Source organism: Helicobacter pametensis ATCC 51478 (assembly GCF_000518225.1).
Lineage (GTDB): Bacteria > Campylobacterota > Campylobacteria > Campylobacterales > Helicobacteraceae > Helicobacter_G > Helicobacter_G pametensis.
On sequence record NZ_KI912401.1, the window covers coordinates 404001 to 420390 of the forward strand.

A 16390-nucleotide genomic window follows, 5' to 3' on the forward strand; every position below is an offset into this window, starting at 1 on the left:
GCTTGATCCTTCTAGGAAGTACGGGGTCGATCGGGTGCAATGCCCTAAAAATCGCTCGACACTTTGGCACCATGATCGAAACCCTTGTCGCTGGGAGAAACATCACCCTACTCAATGAACAAATCGCTCAATGTAGTCCAAAATTTGTCGTCATCGCCCAAAAGAGCGATGTATCCAAACTTCAAGCCAAAGGAGCCAAAGTACTCTTTGGCAGTGAGGGGATCTTGGAGGCGATCTCACTTTCAAACTCTTCTTTGGTGCTCAATGCCCTTGTGGGATTTATCGGACTTGAGCCCACGCTGCACTCTATCGCTCTAGGCAAAAAAGTCGCTTTGGCCAACAAAGAAAGCTTGGTCTGTGGAGGATGGCTTGTGGATACAAGCAAGATCATCCCTGTGGATAGTGAGCATTTCAGTCTTTGGCATTTGGCACAAAATCACCCTATCCAAAGGCTTTGTATCACAGCAAGTGGTGGGGCGTTTCGAGATATTCCTATCGAATCTATCCCAAACCAAGATGCCCAAAGCGCCCTCAAGCACCCAAACTGGAATATGGGGAAGAAAATCACGATTGATTCGGCAAGTATGGTCAATAAACTTTTGGAAGTTTTGGAGGCTTTTTGGCTTTTTGGCACTAAGATGATCGATGCTTATATCGAGAAAAAATCCATCATCCATGCATTGATCGGCTTTGCTGATGGAAGTATGAGCGCGCATCTAGCTCATCCAGATATGAAGCTTGCCATCTCTTATGCGCTCAATCCTAATCTAGCCTCAAAGACAGCTCTTATCCCTTGCTTGGAATTTGAGGATTTTGCCTCATTGAGGTTGGAGCGGATCGATCCTAGACGCTATCCTCTATGGGCGCTCAAAGATATGCTTCTAGCCAAGCCTCATCTTGGAATCATTCTCAATGCTAGCAATGAGGTGGCAGTGGAGGGGTTTTTGGAGGGGAGATATAGGTTTGGAAAAATCGCTGAGATCGTGTCTGAGTGCATAGATCACTTCTCTAGCATAGCTAGGCCTCAAACCTTGGAAGAGATTTTGGAGCTTGATAGAGAGGTGAGAGGGCATGTGTGCAAGAGCTTGCTGGATGCTTGATCCTATCTTGTAAAACTATGGTGCAAGTGTAGGTGATATATCTGTGACACAAGCGTGGTGTGGTGTATTTGTGGTGCATTTATAGTAAATTTGCAGCACAAGCGTGGTGCATCTGTGTCATGCATCTATAGTGTGGTGCAAGACCGCTTAAGAGGGCATTGTATGAGATGGTAGAGGATCGATTGGCAGAACTTATCTTGGAAGATAAAATCAAGGAAGGATCAGAAGTGGTGTTTGGAAAAAGTGGGGAAGTCAGTATCAGATAGGTATTTGAGCCTATCTGATGCTCCTTTTGATCGCTTTTAGCAAACGATACAATCTAGGATAATGATAAGCAATCTTAGAGCCGATTCTGACTTTTTTCATATAGGGAGTTAGATGAGAGCAGATACCTCTAATATTTCGTGGATCTTTTTGGAATCCACATCCACCAAAGGCAAAAATAGCACGATGCTCTATCATCGCAATCAATCTCTGTTTGAGCTCATTGGACAGTGCTTCTCTTTGGATAAATCTATCCATTTCAACACAGATTATCGCACAAGAATATGCAAAACTATAATGTCTCACATCATAGGCATTTTGAAAGGCATCTACTAAGTCTTCTTGATGTTTTGGAAAAGAGATTTTATGATCTTGACTGTCACCTTTTTGACCTAGAGTATGCTGAGAGATGGAATTCGGTCGTATGCGATAGATATACAAATTATCAAAAATAAAAGAAATATTTTGCGCAAGAGCAAAAATTTGCATCCCAAAAAGAGCATCTTCTGATTCGATCCCCTCTTTAAAACACACTTTATAAATCAAACTGGCTTGAACAATACCCATTGCGACCCAAGAAAATGAAGGATGCGGCAAAAGAGAAAAAATCTCTAATCCACTATAGCTTTTATTTTTATCCAATCCAAGTTTTTTGAGAAAATCCGATTCGCCTACTTTGTTTTCGCATTCATAAAAATGCCCACATCCATGCCAAACGATTTGAGCTTGATTTTCTTGTGCAACCCTCACACACTTCTCAATGCAATCTAGCTCAAACCAATCATCACTATCTAGGAAATGAATGTAGTGTATTTCTTTGCAGGGAAAGTGCTGAAAAATTTCATAATTTATTCCCCCCCCCCATTACTAATATAATCAAGTGCACTATTTCTAGCTGCACCCATTCCACCATTCTTGTTTCTTTTGATCAAAGCGATTCTTTGATCTTTTTGGAAGTATTCATAAGCAATCTCAAAGCTTTGATCTGTGCTTCCATCATCTACAAGGATGATTTGGAGATTTTGATAGGTTTGATGGATCACAGAATCAAGGCATTGTTTTAGATATGGTTCTACATTGTAGATGGGGATGATGATCCCTACAGCTGGGTTTGGTTGCTCAAAAGACATAATAGATTCCTAGATTTGAAGTGATGATACAAACTCGCTTGGTTCTTTTAGGTAGAATTCTAACCAATAACGACTTTACTATGACTTTTTATCTCGCTTATTTTGGAGCATACATGCAATACGGATCGATTCTAGTAACTGGAGCAGATGGATTTATCGGTTCACATTTAGTTGAGACTCTCCATCATTATGCTCAAATCCCTTCATCGCCATTTTTTGGTGCCAAGATCAAAGCCCTAAGTCTATATAACTCATTTAACTACTGGGGATGGCTTGAAGAAGTTTCTTGCCTTCAAGATATCGAAGTGATCAGTGGAGATATCCGTGATCCACATTTTTGCAAAACCATCACCAAAGATATAGATATGATCTTTCATCTTGCTGCATTGATTGCTATCCCCTACTCGTATGTCGCACCTGAGAGCTATATCGATACCAATGTCAAAGGCACACTCAACATCTGTCAAGCAGCACTTGAAAATGGCGTAAAACGCATCATTCATACAAGCACAAGTGAAGTTTATGGCACTGCCCAGTATGTCCCCATCGATGAGCTTCATCCACTGCAACCCCAAAGCCCTTATAGTGCAAGCAAGATCGGGGCTGATTGCATTGCTATGAGTTTTTTTCATTCTTTCTCGCTCCCACTCACCACTGCAAGACCATTCAATACATATGGCCCACGCCAGAGTGCTCGTGCTGTCATCCCCACCATCATCACCCAAATCGCCAATGGCGCCAAGCAGATCAAGCTTGGTGATATGACACCGACAAGGGATTTCAACTATGTCAAAGACACTTGTGAAGGATTTATCGCCATAGCCCAGCATGATCAAACTATCGGCGAGGTGATCAATATCGGATCCAACTATGAAATAAGCATAGGCGATACACTCAATCTCATCAAAGAACTTATGAATAGCGAAGTGGAATTCATCACAGATGAGCAGAGAATCCGACCCCAAAATAGCGAGGTTTTTCGTCTCTGGTGTGACAACACAAAGATCAGAAATCTGACAGGATTCTCACCACAGTATGACCTCAAATCAGGCCTAAGGCACACAATCGACTGGATGACACAACCTCAAAATCTCAAACGATACAAAAGCGAGATTTATAATGTCTAGCTTTTCTTCCATCTTTGAATTTATCCGTGGGCTTTATCCCAAATCACAAGATGAGATGATCCCACTCCATGAGCCGAGATTCTTGGGCAATGAGAAACTCTATCTCAATGAGTGTATCGATAGTGGATTTGTCTCAAGTGTGGGAGAGTTTGTCGATAAGTTTGAACAAGAAATTGCACGCTTTTGTGGAAGTAAATATGCCATCGCCACAAGCAATGGGACAAGCGCACTTCATGCCATACTCCATGCAGTAGGGGTAGATAGGGATTGTGAGGTCATAACTCAAGCACTAAGCTTTATCGCCACAAGTAATGCTATAGCCTACACAGGTGCAGTTCCAGTTTATATCGATGTAGATCTTGATAGTCTTTCACTCTCTCCCAATGCACTAGAAGAGTTTCTCAACAATCACGCACAAAAGCAAGACAATCAATGCATCAACAAACACACAGGGAAAATCATCAAAGTCTGCATGCCCATGCACACCTTTGGTCATCCTGCTCGCACAGAAGAGATCGCCAAAATCTGCAAAGACTGGAATATCCTCCTAATAGAAGATAGTGCCGAAAGTCTAGGAAGCTACTATCTCAAAAAAGGAGTCAAAACTCACACTGGATCAGAGGGGATAGCAAGTGCGATGAGCTTCAATGGCAATAAGACTATCACTTGTGGGGGTGGAGGTGTGATCATCACAGATGATGAAAAGCTTGCCAAAAAGCTCAAGCACATCACCACCACAGCCAAGGTCCCACATCCCTATGAGTATTATCACGATATGCTGGGATTCAACTATCGCTTACCTAATCTCAATGCTGCTCTTGCTTTGGCGCAGATGGAACAACTTCCTGTATTCTTAGAAAAGAAGCTTGAAGTGGCAAAAGCCTATGAAGATTTTTGCTTTAAACACGGCTTTGAGTTTGTCAGTGCACGCGCAGATACACTGCCAAACTTCTGGCTCAATGCAATCAAGCTTCCAAACAAGCAAAAAAGAGATGATTTTCTCACACAAAGCAATGCTCAAGGGATCATGACTCGTCCGATCTGGATGCCCAATCATCAAAATCCAATGTATCAGCACTGCCAACACGACGGACTCAAAAACTCACTTTATTTGCAAGATCGCATCATAAACCTGCCAAGCAGTGTTAGAATTTCATAAAATTTCAACTTTTATCTTAGCTATTAGGAGAAGAGATGCAAACACAGATTCAAGATGTTATTTTTCAGGCACTTAAAAACCTTTCTGATGAGCTCGAAAACGAAGAATTAGCTCATCCAACCATAGAGACAAAAATTTATGGATCAGAAGGGAATTTGGACTCTTTGGCTCTTGTAAGTTTTATCACAGATATTGAAGAAATGATTGAAAAACAATTTGAAATAAATATTACACTTGCTGATGAAAAAGCAATGAGTTCGAGAAATTCACCATTTAAAGATGTCAAAACTCTTACACAATACATTCAAGACCTTCTACAGGAAAATCAATGAAAGTTTTTCTAATCACTGGGACTAGAAAAGGTATCGGCAAAGAACTCTCGCTTCATTTCCTCAATCAAGGTCATATCGTTTGTGGTTGCTCGCGAGGAGAAAGTAGCATTCACCACAATAATTACAGACATTTTCAACTTGATGTGAATCACGAAAGTGATGTGATCAATATGGTCAAAGCCATCAAAAAAGAATTTGGACAAATCGATGTATTGCTAAATAATGCAGGCATTGCATCAATGAATCATTTATTACTTACACCATACAAAACCATGAATAATATTTTCTCCACCAATGTCTTTGGGACTTTTTTATTTATGCGTGAAGTTGGGAAAATCATGAGTCAAGCTTCAAGAAAACTCAAAGCAAAAGGAGAAACGCCGCACTTTCGTATCATAAATTTTGCTACAGTTGCTACACCTCTACGACTCGAAGGTGAAGCGATTTATGCAAGTTCCAAAGCAGCAATTGTAAATCTCACTCAGGTAGCAAGCTTTGAGCTTGCAGAGTTTGGCATCACAGTCAATGCAATAGGTCCAACACCAGTCCCCACAGACCTCATAAAGAGTGTACCAAAAGCAAAACTAGATGCACTACTTCAAAGACAGGCTATTAAAAGATTTGGAGAATTTAAAGATTGTCTAAATGTTATTGAATTTTTTATTGATGAGAGAAGTGACTTTATAAGTGGACAAGTCATCTATCTTGGAGGGATCAATGGCTAATCGCTTGATTGAAAAAATTGAAAGTTTTTCCACAAGAATAGCGCTCGTTCATCGCGATACAACCTATACCTATCGACAGTTAGCTGATCAAATCTCTCAATACTCAAATCTTATCAAGACGATCCCTGCTTATAGCAAAGTAGCAATTTTGGGAGATTATAGCTTTGACAATATTGCATTTTTCTTTGCGTTATATCAAAATAAACACACAATTATTCCGATTCTTACACATCAAGAACAAGAAGAAAAGCTCAACGAATCTGGAGCAGAATATATTTTTGATCAAACTCTCTCATCACTTCAATCCCGTACTCATTCTAAGCAATACTCACTTTCTCTTGGTGATCATGCTGGATTGATTCTTTTTAGTAGTGGAAGCACTGGCAAACCCAAAGCAATGCTTCACAATCTTGATAATCTAGTGGCTCAATTTGATGAGAAAAAACCCAAGCAACTTTATGTGCTTTTATTTCTCATGTTTGATCATATTGGCGGAATCAATACAATGCTCAATATTTTCTCCACTGGTCAAACAGCAGTTATCCCAGAAAGCAGAAAAGATATTCACCATATTGCTTCTCTTATTGAAAAATATAGTATTTCTGTCTTACCTGCATCTCCAACATTTCTCAATCTCATGCTGCTCAACAAGATCACCCACCAATATGATCTCACATCTCTTAGGGTAATTAGCTATGGGACCGAGCCTATGCCAGAAGCACTTCTGAAAAACCTCCGTGAAACCTTTCCAAAAACAAAATTTCTACAAACCTTTGGGACAAGCGAAGTCGGTATCATGCATACTCAAAGCGAAAACTCAAAATCTCTATACATGAAAATCTCTGATCCAAACATAGAATACAAGATCGTCGATGGAGAACTATGGATCAAATCAAAAACACAAGTCTTAGGATATCTCAATGCGAGTATGGAGTGTTTTGTAGATGGATATTTCAAAACTGGGGATTTGGTAGAAAGCAAAATAATCAATGGAGAGGAATATATCAGAATCATTGGACGAGCAAAAGAGCTCATCAATATAGGCGGAGAAAAAGTTCTACCTCAGGAAGTTGAGGGATTGGTTTTGCAAATTGATGGTGTGCTTGATTGCTTGGTTTATGGAGAAAAAAATGCCATTACTGGACAAAGTGTCAGTTGTGAAGTTGTTATTGATGAAAACAAAATTCAAAAAGATAAAATCAAGCAAATCATTAGACAATTTTGTAAAGGAAAAATTGAAAATTACAAAATTCCTTCAAAAGTAATTTGCAAAGAAAGCCTTCAAGCAAGTGAGAGATTTAAGAAAAAGAGAAAATTACAGAAATGAAAACTCTCTTTCATCACTCAAGTATTCAAGCTATCGCATGTTGTGTGCCTGAAAATCTCATTAAGCTCGAAGATCAAGTTGACACACTCTACAAGGGTGATACAAAAAAAATGCAACGCATCCAAAAAACTATTGGTTTAAATGCAAGGTATGTTGCCAATCAGATGACAACAACTCTTGATCTCTGTTTTCAAGCTTCACAAAAAGTTTTAGAATCCACAAAATTAGATTCTTCACTCATAGATGCGATCGTTTTTGTTACACAAACACCTAATTTTTTACAACCAAACAATGCTCATCTTCTGCATGGCAAATTAAATTTAACGCAAGAATGTGCATGTTTTGATCTTAACCAAGGTTGTAGTGGCTTTGTTTATGCTTTATTTTTGGCATCAAGTTTGATCGAAAGTGGAGCTCAACATGTCCTTATATGTGCTGGAGATACACTCAGCAAAGTCGTAGATCCAAAAGATAGCAATACAGCTCCCATTTTTGGAGACGCAGGAAGTGCAACGCTAGTATCCAAAGAAAAAGGGTCGAGTTTTTTTTCACTTCATTCCGATGGAAAAGGATGGGAAAATATTGTCTTACCAAATAGTGCTTTTGGCATCCATTGTGGTTTTCAAAAAACCCCTCATGACAGTCGGCATCTTTATATGGATGGTGCAGAAGTTTTCAATTTTTCAATTGATAAGGAACCCAAAGCAATCCATGAAATTCTTCAATTCGCTCAAAAGGAAATCTCAGAAATTGATTATATTTTCTTCCATCAAGCCAATGCTTATATCATTTCCAACATCACTCGAAGATTGGGATTGACACTAGACAAATCTCCAACACAAAGTATCGCAAAATATGGCAACACTAGTTCTGCCTCTATTCCCTTGGCAATTTGTGATTATTTTTGGAACACAAAATTAGAAGCTGACTTACAACTTATTCTAAGTGGTTTTGGCGTTGGTTTGAGCTGGGCAACATGCTTGACAACACTCAAAAATCATGCAATGATTTTGGAACCTTTTTTACTAAATCAAGGAGCACATAAATGACGCAACAAGAATTTTTAACACATATTCAAGATGCCCTACAAAGAGATGAAGAGCTTGCACCCTCAATGAGACTAGATAGCTTAGAAGAATGGGATAGTCTAGCGATCGTCTCTATGATTAGCCTATATGACACATTGTTCAACCTCAAAGTCACGGGCAATCAACTTCGAGATTGCCAAACCATTCAAGACCTTATTCAAATCATCGAATCAGAATTATCCTAATGTTTTGCTTTCAAGATTCTTATTTTCAAAATAAGCGCTTTTTGATCACTGGAGCAAGTAGTGGAATGGGGGCACACATTGCTCTCTCCCTCAATAGTATGGGTGCCGAAATTTTAGCAATCGCAAGAAATGAAGAAAAACTTCTACAAAAACAAGAATCATCCAAATTCCCCGAGCGATTTCATCCCATCTCAAGAGATCTTTCTGAGATTGATGGGCTAGACAGATGGACTATCGATCTTGTCAAACAATATGGCTGCTGCGATGGAGCGGTGCTATCTGCTGGATACCAGCAGATAGCACCGATTTCATCGGTGCTGTCTGTGGAATCGGCCATATCACTTTTTAAAACTAACTATTTTGGAAATCTACAAGTCATCAAAGGTCTCGTTGATCGAAGAGCAAAGAGTACAAAAAACGCTAGTTTTGTCATATTGAGCTCCAATTCAAGCGTAAAAGCCCAGAAAGGATTGTGCAATTATTCAGCGACAAAAGGTGCTATCAACACAGCGATACGATCCATTGCCCTTGAAATCGCTCCCCTTTCTTACAGAATCAATGCTATCTCCCCTGGATTTGTCATGACAGAAATGATCCAAGAGTGGAGTCAGGTATATGATGAAGAATATATCACCAATATCACAAAAGAATATCCCCTAGGAATCGGGCATATCGAACAAATTACTCCACTAGTTTGCTTCCTGCTTTCTAAAGATTCGATGTGGATTACTGGACAAAATATTGTGATCGATGGTGGAGCGAGTTTATAGATGAATTTGATGCAATCTCAATACAATGATGGTTTTTATTCTCCTCAAGAACTACAGAGTATGGGGTTTGCATCTGTAGGAGACAATGTTTTGCTCTCAAGATTGGCAAGAGTTTATGGAGCTTCAAATATTTCTATTGGGAATAATGTCAGGATAGATGATTTTGTGATTTTAAGTGGAAGAATTGACATTGGAAATTTCGTGCATATAGGAGCATTTGCATCGATTACTGGATCCGATATTGGAGTAACCATCAAAGATTTTTGCAGTCTTAGCAATCATGTCAAAGTATTGGCAATTAGCGACGATTATAGCGGGGAAACGATGACTAATCCCTGTATCCCACTATCATACAAAGATATCCACAAATATCATATTATTCTAGAGAAACATTGCATCGTTGGATCAGGATCAACTATACTCCCAAATGCCTATCTTGCAGAAGGCGTTGCAATTGGAGCAATGAGTCTGGTTATCAGAAAAACCAATACATGGGGAGTTTATTTTGGCACTCCAGCAAAAAGAATTAAAGAAAGAAAAAAAAATCTTCTTCAGCTGGAAAAGCAATTTCTTAAAAACTTTAAAAACCTTCAGGGGGGGGGGGATAAACTAAACTTTTCAAGATTTGCTTCATGAATTTGATGCAATCTCAATACAATGATGGTTTTTATTCTCCTCAAGAACTACAGAGTATGGGGTTTGCATCTGTAGGAGACAATGTTTTGCTCTCAAGATTGGCAAGAGTTTATGGAGCTTCAAATATTTCTATTGGGAATAATGTCAGGATAGATGATTTTGTGATTTTAAGTGGAAGAATTGACATTGGAAATTTCGTGCATATAGGAGCATTTGCATCGATTACTGGTGGAAAAGCTGGAGTGACTATTGGAGATTTTTGTGGAATGAGTTCGCAATCAAAAATTTTTGCCACAAGTGATGATTTTGTCAATGGATACCTTGTGGGTCCATGTGTCCCACAAAGTTTTAGAAATATCATTGAAAAATCTGTTGTTTTGACCAAGCATTGCCACATTGGAAGTCATAGCCTAATTCTTCCAGGAAGTTTTTTTGCTCAAGGTGCATGTCTTGGTCCTATGAGTCTCAATATGGGCAGAAAACTACAAGAATGGAGTTATTACTTTGGCAATCCTGCAAAAAAAATATATGATATTGATCATCAACAAATCCTAAAACTGGAGAAAGAGTTTTTATGCTAAAGCAGATTATTTTACAAACATCACCCATCCCAAGTATGCAAGATCAGATTCACGAGATGATTCAAAGAAAGAAACCTATTTATATTTTTGGTGGTTTAGGTGATATGTCACTAGGATCCATCAATGCTAAATATCTAGAAAATCAAGGCATCGTGATCGATGGCTTTATTGCCAATCAAGCATTCATCAAAACTTCAACTTATATGGATAAACCAGTCTTTGCTATAGAAGATTATTTTATTCCGAGAGATGTCAGCATCATTATTGGTATCTCCAAATGGAAAATCGCCTATCAAGAATTACAAAAATTTAATTTTCAAAATATTTTTCTCTTTGATAGTTTTTCTGAGTCAGTGCTAGATCAAATCTCTCTTGAATACTTTTTAGGAAACTATAATGATTTTATCCAGACTTACAATATGCTTGAAGATGTCGAGTCAAAAGAATCGATGAGTGCCTATCTGCAAGGCAAAATTTTCAACAACTATGAGGCATTGGCAAATACATATGAAAAATTCTACCAAGGGGGGGGGGGGTGAGGCATATTTAAACTCAATTTTTGCATTTGGAGATTCTGAGATCATGATAGACTGCGGTGCGTTTACTGGAGATACAGCATTGAAATTTGCTCAATATTGCAAGACATATAGAAAAATCTATGCATTTGAGCCTGATCAGATCAGCTATCAAAAATTGATCAAAAACACCCAAAATCTCAATATCACTCCTTTTCAAAAGGGTGTGTCATCACGATCAGATACCCTTTCTTTTGATATTCAGGACAGTGGTTGCTCTAATTTTAATAAAAAGGGAAAATTACAAATTCAGGTAGAAGCCATAGATAGTCTCTTAAAAATAGAAAATCAACCCATCACTTTCATCAAAATGGATATCGAAGGTAGCGAACTAGAAGCCCTAAGGGGAGCAAAGCAAACTATCCAAAAATATAAACCCAAACTTGCTATTTGTATCTATCACAGAAAAGAAGATCTAATCACTATACCTCAATACATCAAATCTCTACACCCAGACTACAAGATCTTTATCAGAAATCATCAGCAAATTCCAGAGGATACTGTATTATATGCGTATTGATCTACTAAGAATAAGGCTTTAGAATGTCTATATTAATTATTGCTGAGGCTGGGGTTAATCACAATGGAGATATTGGATTGGCCAAGAAACTAATCGAGGTTGCAAAAGATTCTGGTGCAGATATTGTGAAATTCCAAACAGGAAAACCAGAAAATGTCATCAGTAAGTTTGCACCAAAAGCACAATATCAGATTGAAAATACTGGAGACAAAATAGAAAGTCAACTAGAAATGGTCAAAAAACTCGCACTTCAAGACAGTGATTGGCCAGTACTGATCTCTCACTGTCAAAAAATAGGTATCGAATTTCTCTCTACCCCATTTGATTTTGAGAGTATCAGACTCCTAGATAGTCTCGGTATGCAGATTTTCAAAATCCCTAGTGGTGAGATCACCAACCTCCCCTATCTTAGGATGATCGGAAAACTAAAGAAACAAGTGATTCTATCCACGGGCATGTCAAACCTTGGAGAAATAGAAACAGCTATTTCAATCCTCACTCAAGCTGGAACAAAGCGAGAAAACATCACCATCTTACATTGCAATACCGAATACCCCACTCCGATGAAGGATGTCAATCTTAAGGCCATGCAAACAATTGCCAATGCTTTCCATCTACCTGTAGGCTACTCTGATCATACAGAAGGGATTCACATCCCAATCGCAGCTGTGGCTATGGGAGCGCAAGTCATTGAGAAGCATTTCACACTTGATAAAACTATGGAGGGTCCAGATCACAAAGCAAGTTTAGAACCGCATGAGCTCAAAGAAATGGTGAAATGTATCCGCGAGATCGAGAATGCACTCGGAAATGGAATCAAACGAGAAAGTGAAAGTGAAAAGAAAAATAAACCTATCGCTAGAAAATCGATTGTAGCCAATAAACCCATCAAAGCAGGAGAAATTTTCAGCGAAGACAATCTCTATGTCAAGCGTCCAGCCAATGGATTATCACCGATGGAATGGGATAATGTCATAGGTAAGGTTGCAAAAAAGAATTTTGCAGAAGATGAGTGTATTGAGTTGTGAAAAAAATTGAAATACTACATATTGATACGTCAAGTGAACTCATCAATTTTCAACAAGAGATTTTTCAACTCTTTTTTCAGTGTTTTGGTTTTAAATTTAAATCTTCACTATGGGAATGGGCCTATCTCAAGAATCCATTAGGCAATGCTTTGGTAAATCTTGCTTTTCTAAATCAAGAACTCGTTGGTCATTATGCTTTTATTCCTATAAAAACAACAAAATACAAAGTTCTCCTCTCAATCACTACAATGGTGGCACCACATGCGCGGAAAAATAATACTTTTTTTGACTTAGCCATACAATCATATCATTATGCACAAAGCAAGGGGTTTGATATTATTATCGGTTTTCCCAATCTCAAATCTGCGATTATTCATGAAAAAATTTTAGATTGGCACATTAAACAAACATATATTGCACAATGCTCAGCAGATATTATAAATGATTATTCACAAGAAATTTTTTCTACCGAGGATCAGACATGTAAACTAAAGATTGATAACGAATTTCTAAAATGGAGACTCTCCAAACCAAATACCTTTTACAAAAAAGATCAACTTAATATTTATAAATATTTTCAGACACGAGAAATTGATTTACTAACCATAAGATCAAAATTATCGCTGTCTCCATTTCGCAATAATCAAATTAATTTTCTGACACAATCACCTATTTTTTCTCAATATAAAAAATTTGATTACCCATTTGCCTACAAAAACCTTCAAGACAATTCAAATAAAAAATTTCATCTTGAGCTTTTAATGTCGGATATTTTCTAATGAAAATTATTGGTTTTAGTTCAATTCGGTCTGATTACGACATTATGAGTTCATTATATAGAATGATGACTAAAGACAACAGTATTGATTTTAGAATAGTTGTAAGTGGAGCACATATTTCGGATCAATATGGGAATAGTATTTCTGAAATTGAAAAAGATGGTATCAATATACTTGCAAAAGTCAATACACTACACGATATACAAAAAAATACATCACGCATAAAAAGTTCAGCAAGACTCTTGCTTGAGATTGTAGACATTATCAATGATTTTCATCCAGATTTTCTTATTTACGCTGGAGACAGAGAAGATGTTCTTATATACGCGATGATTGGTGCTTACTTAAACATACCAACGATTCACTTTTATGCTGGAGATCACGGAATCGATGGTTATGTAGATAATCCTATTCGTCATGCAACATCTAAGCTTTCTACCTTTTGCTTTGTTTCACTAAAAGAACACAAAAATCGCTTAATTGCTATGGGTGAAAATGCTCAAAGAATCCATGTAATTGGGAATATCTCCCTAGATAACTTTATTCATTTTAATCCCTTTTCTAAAAATAAAATTTTTAGTCTACTTAATGTCCCAATCCATGACAAATTTGCACTTCTTATCTTCCATCCTATAACAAGCGAAATTCAAGATATAGACAACATCTTCAAGAACATACTTTGTGCCTTAAAACAAAAAAAAATCTTCACTTTTGTAAGCAGTCCCAATACGGACTACGGTAGTCACAAACTACTTTCGATAATCGCGCAATATCAACATGATTGCAAATCTTTTTTCTTCTACAAAAACCTAGATCGTAATATATTTTTATCAATCTACAAAAATTCATTATTTATTATTGGCAATAGTAGTTCTGGTATTTGCGAATCTGCATCTATTCCGATTCCTGCAATAAATGTAGGAATGCGTCAACTCGGTAGACAAGCAAACAGAAATGTTATTTTTTGTGGAACAAGCATGCAAGAAATTCTCTCTGCAATTCAAACTGCTTGCTCTTCAAACTTTCTTGATTCGATAAAAAAAATTACAAATTGTTACGGATCAGGCAATTCTGCACAAAAAGCTTTTAATATTATTAAACAACTAAATCCAAAACCCCTCCTTGCCAAAAAAGAAGATCCGTATATTAAACCAAAACAACAAGTTCTTATTATCTCTACTCACCCCGATGATGAAACATTGGGAGCGGGTGGGACTATTCTTAGACATATTGCACAGGGTGATGATGTGCATTGCGTATTTTGCACAGATATCTTAGAAGAAGAAGGATTTTCACAAGAAACCATTTCTACAAGAGAACAAGAAATCATTCAAATGTCTCAAGCCTATGGCTTCACATCCACTCATCGCTTGGGACTAAAGACGATGCGAGTAGATGAATACAGCAAAAGTGAATTGATCAAAAGATTCTCTAAAATTTTCCAAGAAATCCAGCCCAATATAGTCTATCTCCCTTTTTGCCATGATGTCCACAGTGATCATCGCTGCATCTTTGAAGCTGCTTTCTCTTGTACAAAATCATTTCGATACCCCAGTGTCCAACGAGTCTTGATGATGGAAACACTAAGTGAAACCGAGTTCGCCCCAAATCTTTCGCATACAAGCTTTATCCCCAATGTATTTGTAGATATCACAGAATTTATCGAAAAAAAATGTGAGATTATGCAAATCTACAAAAGCGAGATCGCCCCTCCACCCTTCCCCAGATCGATCGAAAATATCAAAGCTCTAGCACTTTATAGAGGAAGCACAATGGGAGATATTTCAAATAATGCATATGGGGGGGGGGGATTAGGTGAACAAAACTCTCCAAAATATGCAGAAAGCTTCATGCTTCTCAAAGAAAAATGGTAAAAAAATCTGCATTATCACAGGAACTCGTGCTGAATGGGGGCTTTTAGAACCACTTGCAAGAGAAATCAATTCTGATCCCGATCTCAAACTACAACTCATCGCTACGGGGATGCATTTAAGTCCAGAGTTTGGATTAACCTATCAAGAGATTGAAAAAGAATTTAGAATTGATAAAAAAATAGAAATTTTACTAAGTGCTGATACTCCTACATCACTATGCAAAAGCATGGGATTGGCACAGATTCTTATTGCTGATGCATATACTGAACTCTCTCCAGATATTGTTGTAGTACTTGGTGATCGCTATGAGATCTTTGCTTGTGTCGCAAGTGCAATGATATGCAGAATCCCTGTAGCACATATCGCTGGTGGTGAAAGAACTGAGGGAGCATTCGATGAGGCCATAAGACATTCTATAACCAAAATGAGCATCTTGCACTTTACTAGCACCGAGGAATATCGCAACCGTATCATTCAACTTGGCGAACATCCTTCTAGGGTTTTTAATGTCGGTGGATTTGGAATTGACAATATTAAATCTCTCCCCCTACTCTCAAAAGAAAAACTACAGAAAGAGCTTAATTTTGAATTTCAAGACCATAATTTTCTTATCACTTTTCATCCTGTTACACTTGAGAATTCCACAGCACAGCAGCAATTCACAGAACTCTTAAAAGCATTGAAAAGATTTGCAAAAGACAAGAAGGTAGGGATGATTTTTACCAAAGCAAATTCTGATACAGATGGAAGAATTATTAATCAAATGATTGATGAATTTGTATCCAAACATCCCCATACAATTAGTTTCACTTCTATGGGACAATTACGATATTTAAGCACGATGCAATATGTCAGTGCAGTTGTAGGCAATAGCTCTAGTGGACTTGCAGAAGCACCAGCCTTTAAGATTGGGACAATCAATATCGGGGATAGACAAAAGGGTAGAATCAAAGCCTCAAGTGTCATTGACTGCTTACCAAATCAAATAGATATTCTAAGAGCATTTGACAAGCTTTTTTCTACAACATTTCAAGCAAGTCTCCCCAATACTATCAATCCTTACGGTGAAGGAGGAAGTGCAAAAGAGACAAAAGAGATTCTTAAAAACATCAAACTTGAGGGAATACTTAAGAAAGAGTTTTGGGATATAAAATTTTAATTTTCTATTTTTCAAGATAGAATCTCTCTTA

At 37.7% G+C, this 16390-nt stretch carries 19 protein-coding genes and 1 pseudogene; 18 read left to right on the top strand and 2 right to left on the bottom strand.

Annotated features, from left to right (window positions below):
- Positions 1–2: 2 nt before the first annotated feature.
- Together dxr and T391_RS08535 are read left to right on the top strand one after the other, a co-directional pair.
- Positions 3–1100 (top strand): 1-deoxy-D-xylulose-5-phosphate reductoisomerase, encoded by a 1098-nt coding sequence (gene dxr / locus T391_RS0106620; RefSeq protein WP_027327667.1) that lies wholly within the window; start codon positions 3–5, stop codon positions 1098–1100.
- Between the two features lie 134 nt (positions 1101–1234).
- A pseudogene (locus T391_RS08535) lies at positions 1235–1366 on the top strand (hypothetical protein); the annotation flags it as partial.
- 10 nt (positions 1367–1376) lie between these two features.
- On the opposite strand, the gene T391_RS0106630 reads toward T391_RS08535, so the two are convergent.
- On the bottom strand, positions 1377–2216 hold the full coding sequence (locus T391_RS0106630; RefSeq protein WP_338041837.1) for a glycosyltransferase family A protein: 840 nt from the start codon (positions 2214–2216) through the stop codon (positions 1377–1379).
- Positions 2213–2494, bottom strand: coding sequence for a glycosyltransferase family 2 protein (locus T391_RS0106635; protein WP_027327669.1), 282 nt, complete (start codon positions 2492–2494; stop codon positions 2213–2215). Before T391_RS0106635 ends, T391_RS0106630 begins: the two co-directional genes overlap by 4 nt.
- 113 nt (positions 2495–2607) lie before the next feature.
- Here T391_RS0106635 and T391_RS0106640 point away from each other — a divergent pair, with 113 nt between their 5' ends.
- The 16 genes from T391_RS0106640 to neuC (T391_RS0106720) are packed head-to-tail and all read left to right on the top strand — an operon-like array spanning position 2608 to position 16359.
- Positions 2608–3621, top strand: a complete 1014-nt coding sequence (locus tag T391_RS0106640; RefSeq protein ID WP_027327670.1) for an NAD-dependent 4,6-dehydratase LegB — start codon at positions 2608–2610, stop codon at positions 3619–3621.
- Positions 3614–4780: a LegC family aminotransferase gene (locus tag T391_RS0106645; protein WP_027327671.1), complete on the top strand. Its 1167-nt coding sequence runs from the start codon at positions 3614–3616 to the stop codon at positions 4778–4780. Before T391_RS0106640 ends, T391_RS0106645 begins: the two co-directional genes overlap by 8 nt.
- A gap of 35 nt (positions 4781–4815) precedes the next feature.
- Positions 4816–5112 carry a hypothetical protein gene (locus T391_RS0106650; protein WP_027327672.1) on the top strand — a complete coding sequence of 99 codons (297 nt, stop codon included), beginning with the start codon at positions 4816–4818 and terminating at the stop codon, positions 5110–5112.
- Entirely contained in the window at positions 5109–5837 is a 729-nt protein-coding gene (locus T391_RS0106655; protein ID WP_034584053.1) for an SDR family NAD(P)-dependent oxidoreductase, read from the top strand. The genes T391_RS0106650 and T391_RS0106655 overlap by 4 nt, the downstream gene beginning before the upstream one ends.
- A complete protein-coding gene (locus T391_RS0106660; protein WP_027327674.1) occupies positions 5830–7164 on the top strand; it encodes a class I adenylate-forming enzyme family protein in 1335 nt (444 codons plus the stop codon). The genes T391_RS0106655 and T391_RS0106660 overlap by 8 nt, the downstream gene beginning before the upstream one ends.
- Positions 7161–8213: a 3-oxoacyl-ACP synthase gene (locus tag T391_RS0106665; protein WP_027327675.1), complete on the top strand. Its 1053-nt coding sequence runs from the start codon at positions 7161–7163 to the stop codon at positions 8211–8213. Before T391_RS0106660 ends, T391_RS0106665 begins: the two co-directional genes overlap by 4 nt.
- Positions 8210–8437, top strand: coding sequence for an acyl carrier protein (locus tag T391_RS0106670; protein ID WP_027327676.1), 228 nt, complete (start codon positions 8210–8212; stop codon positions 8435–8437). Before T391_RS0106665 ends, T391_RS0106670 begins: the two co-directional genes overlap by 4 nt.
- A complete protein-coding gene (locus T391_RS0106675) occupies positions 8437–9207 on the top strand; it encodes an SDR family NAD(P)-dependent oxidoreductase (RefSeq protein WP_034584056.1) in 771 nt (256 codons plus the stop codon). Before T391_RS0106670 ends, T391_RS0106675 begins: the two co-directional genes overlap by 1 nt.
- Positions 9208–9843 (top strand): acyltransferase, encoded by a 636-nt coding sequence (locus tag T391_RS0106680; RefSeq protein ID WP_244874353.1) that lies wholly within the window; start codon positions 9208–9210, stop codon positions 9841–9843.
- A complete protein-coding gene (locus T391_RS0106685) occupies positions 9840–10424 on the top strand; it encodes an LbetaH domain-containing protein (protein WP_027327679.1) in 585 nt (194 codons plus the stop codon). Before T391_RS0106680 ends, T391_RS0106685 begins: the two co-directional genes overlap by 4 nt.
- Positions 10418–10963 carry a hypothetical protein gene (locus T391_RS0106690; RefSeq protein ID WP_027327680.1) on the top strand — a complete coding sequence of 182 codons (546 nt, stop codon included), beginning with the start codon at positions 10418–10420 and terminating at the stop codon, positions 10961–10963. Before T391_RS0106685 ends, T391_RS0106690 begins: the two co-directional genes overlap by 7 nt.
- A complete protein-coding gene (locus T391_RS08540; RefSeq protein WP_169728203.1) occupies positions 10932–11519 on the top strand; it encodes an FkbM family methyltransferase in 588 nt (195 codons plus the stop codon). The genes T391_RS0106690 and T391_RS08540 overlap by 32 nt, the downstream gene beginning before the upstream one ends.
- A gap of 23 nt (positions 11520–11542) precedes the next feature.
- The gene (gene neuB, locus T391_RS0106700; RefSeq protein WP_027327682.1) at positions 11543–12547 is read left to right on the top strand and encodes an N-acetylneuraminate synthase; all 1005 of its coding nucleotides are present in this window, start codon (positions 11543–11545) and stop codon (positions 12545–12547) included.
- The gene (locus tag T391_RS0106705; protein ID WP_027327683.1) at positions 12544–13326 is read left to right on the top strand and encodes a GNAT family protein; all 783 of its coding nucleotides are present in this window, start codon (positions 12544–12546) and stop codon (positions 13324–13326) included. Before neuB ends, T391_RS0106705 begins: the two co-directional genes overlap by 4 nt.
- A complete protein-coding gene (neuC, locus tag T391_RS08720) occupies positions 13326–15200 on the top strand; it encodes a UDP-N-acetylglucosamine 2-epimerase (protein WP_233709546.1) in 1875 nt (624 codons plus the stop codon). The genes T391_RS0106705 and neuC (T391_RS08720) overlap by 1 nt, the downstream gene beginning before the upstream one ends.
- Positions 15163–16359, top strand: a complete 1197-nt coding sequence (neuC, locus tag T391_RS0106720; protein WP_034584266.1) for a UDP-N-acetylglucosamine 2-epimerase — start codon at positions 15163–15165, stop codon at positions 16357–16359. Before neuC (T391_RS08720) ends, neuC (T391_RS0106720) begins: the two co-directional genes overlap by 38 nt.
- Positions 16360–16390 lie beyond the last annotated feature (31 nt).

Coding starts and splice junctions, on each gene's coding strand:
- T391_RS0106635 (WP_027327669.1), bottom strand. CDS start 2,494: ATGTCTTTTGAGCAACCAAACCCAGCTGTAGGGATCATCATCCCCATC.
- T391_RS0106640 (WP_027327670.1), top strand. CDS start 2,608: ATGCAATACGGATCGATTCTAGTAACTGGAGCAGATGGATTTATCGGT.
- T391_RS0106645 (WP_027327671.1), top strand. CDS start 3,614: ATGTCTAGCTTTTCTTCCATCTTTGAATTTATCCGTGGGCTTTATCCC.
- T391_RS0106650 (WP_027327672.1), top strand. CDS start 4,816: ATGCAAACACAGATTCAAGATGTTATTTTTCAGGCACTTAAAAACCTT.
- T391_RS0106655 (WP_034584053.1), top strand. CDS start 5,109: ATGAAAGTTTTTCTAATCACTGGGACTAGAAAAGGTATCGGCAAAGAA.
- T391_RS0106660 (WP_027327674.1), top strand. CDS start 5,830: ATGGCTAATCGCTTGATTGAAAAAATTGAAAGTTTTTCCACAAGAATA.
- T391_RS0106665 (WP_027327675.1), top strand. CDS start 7,161: ATGAAAACTCTCTTTCATCACTCAAGTATTCAAGCTATCGCATGTTGT.
- T391_RS0106670 (WP_027327676.1), top strand. CDS start 8,210: ATGACGCAACAAGAATTTTTAACACATATTCAAGATGCCCTACAAAGA.
- T391_RS0106675 (WP_034584056.1), top strand. CDS start 8,437: ATGTTTTGCTTTCAAGATTCTTATTTTCAAAATAAGCGCTTTTTGATC.
- T391_RS0106680 (WP_244874353.1), top strand. CDS start 9,208: ATGAATTTGATGCAATCTCAATACAATGATGGTTTTTATTCTCCTCAA.
- T391_RS0106685 (WP_027327679.1), top strand. CDS start 9,840: ATGAATTTGATGCAATCTCAATACAATGATGGTTTTTATTCTCCTCAA.
- T391_RS0106690 (WP_027327680.1), top strand. CDS start 10,418: ATGCTAAAGCAGATTATTTTACAAACATCACCCATCCCAAGTATGCAA.
- T391_RS08540 (WP_169728203.1), top strand. CDS start 10,932: ATGAAAAATTCTACCAAGGGGGGGGGGGGTGAGGCATATTTAAACTCA.
- neuB (WP_027327682.1), top strand. CDS start 11,543: ATGTCTATATTAATTATTGCTGAGGCTGGGGTTAATCACAATGGAGAT.
- neuC (WP_233709546.1), top strand. CDS start 13,326: ATGAAAATTATTGGTTTTAGTTCAATTCGGTCTGATTACGACATTATG.
- neuC (WP_034584266.1), top strand. CDS start 15,163: ATGCAGAAAGCTTCATGCTTCTCAAAGAAAAATGGTAAAAAAATCTGC.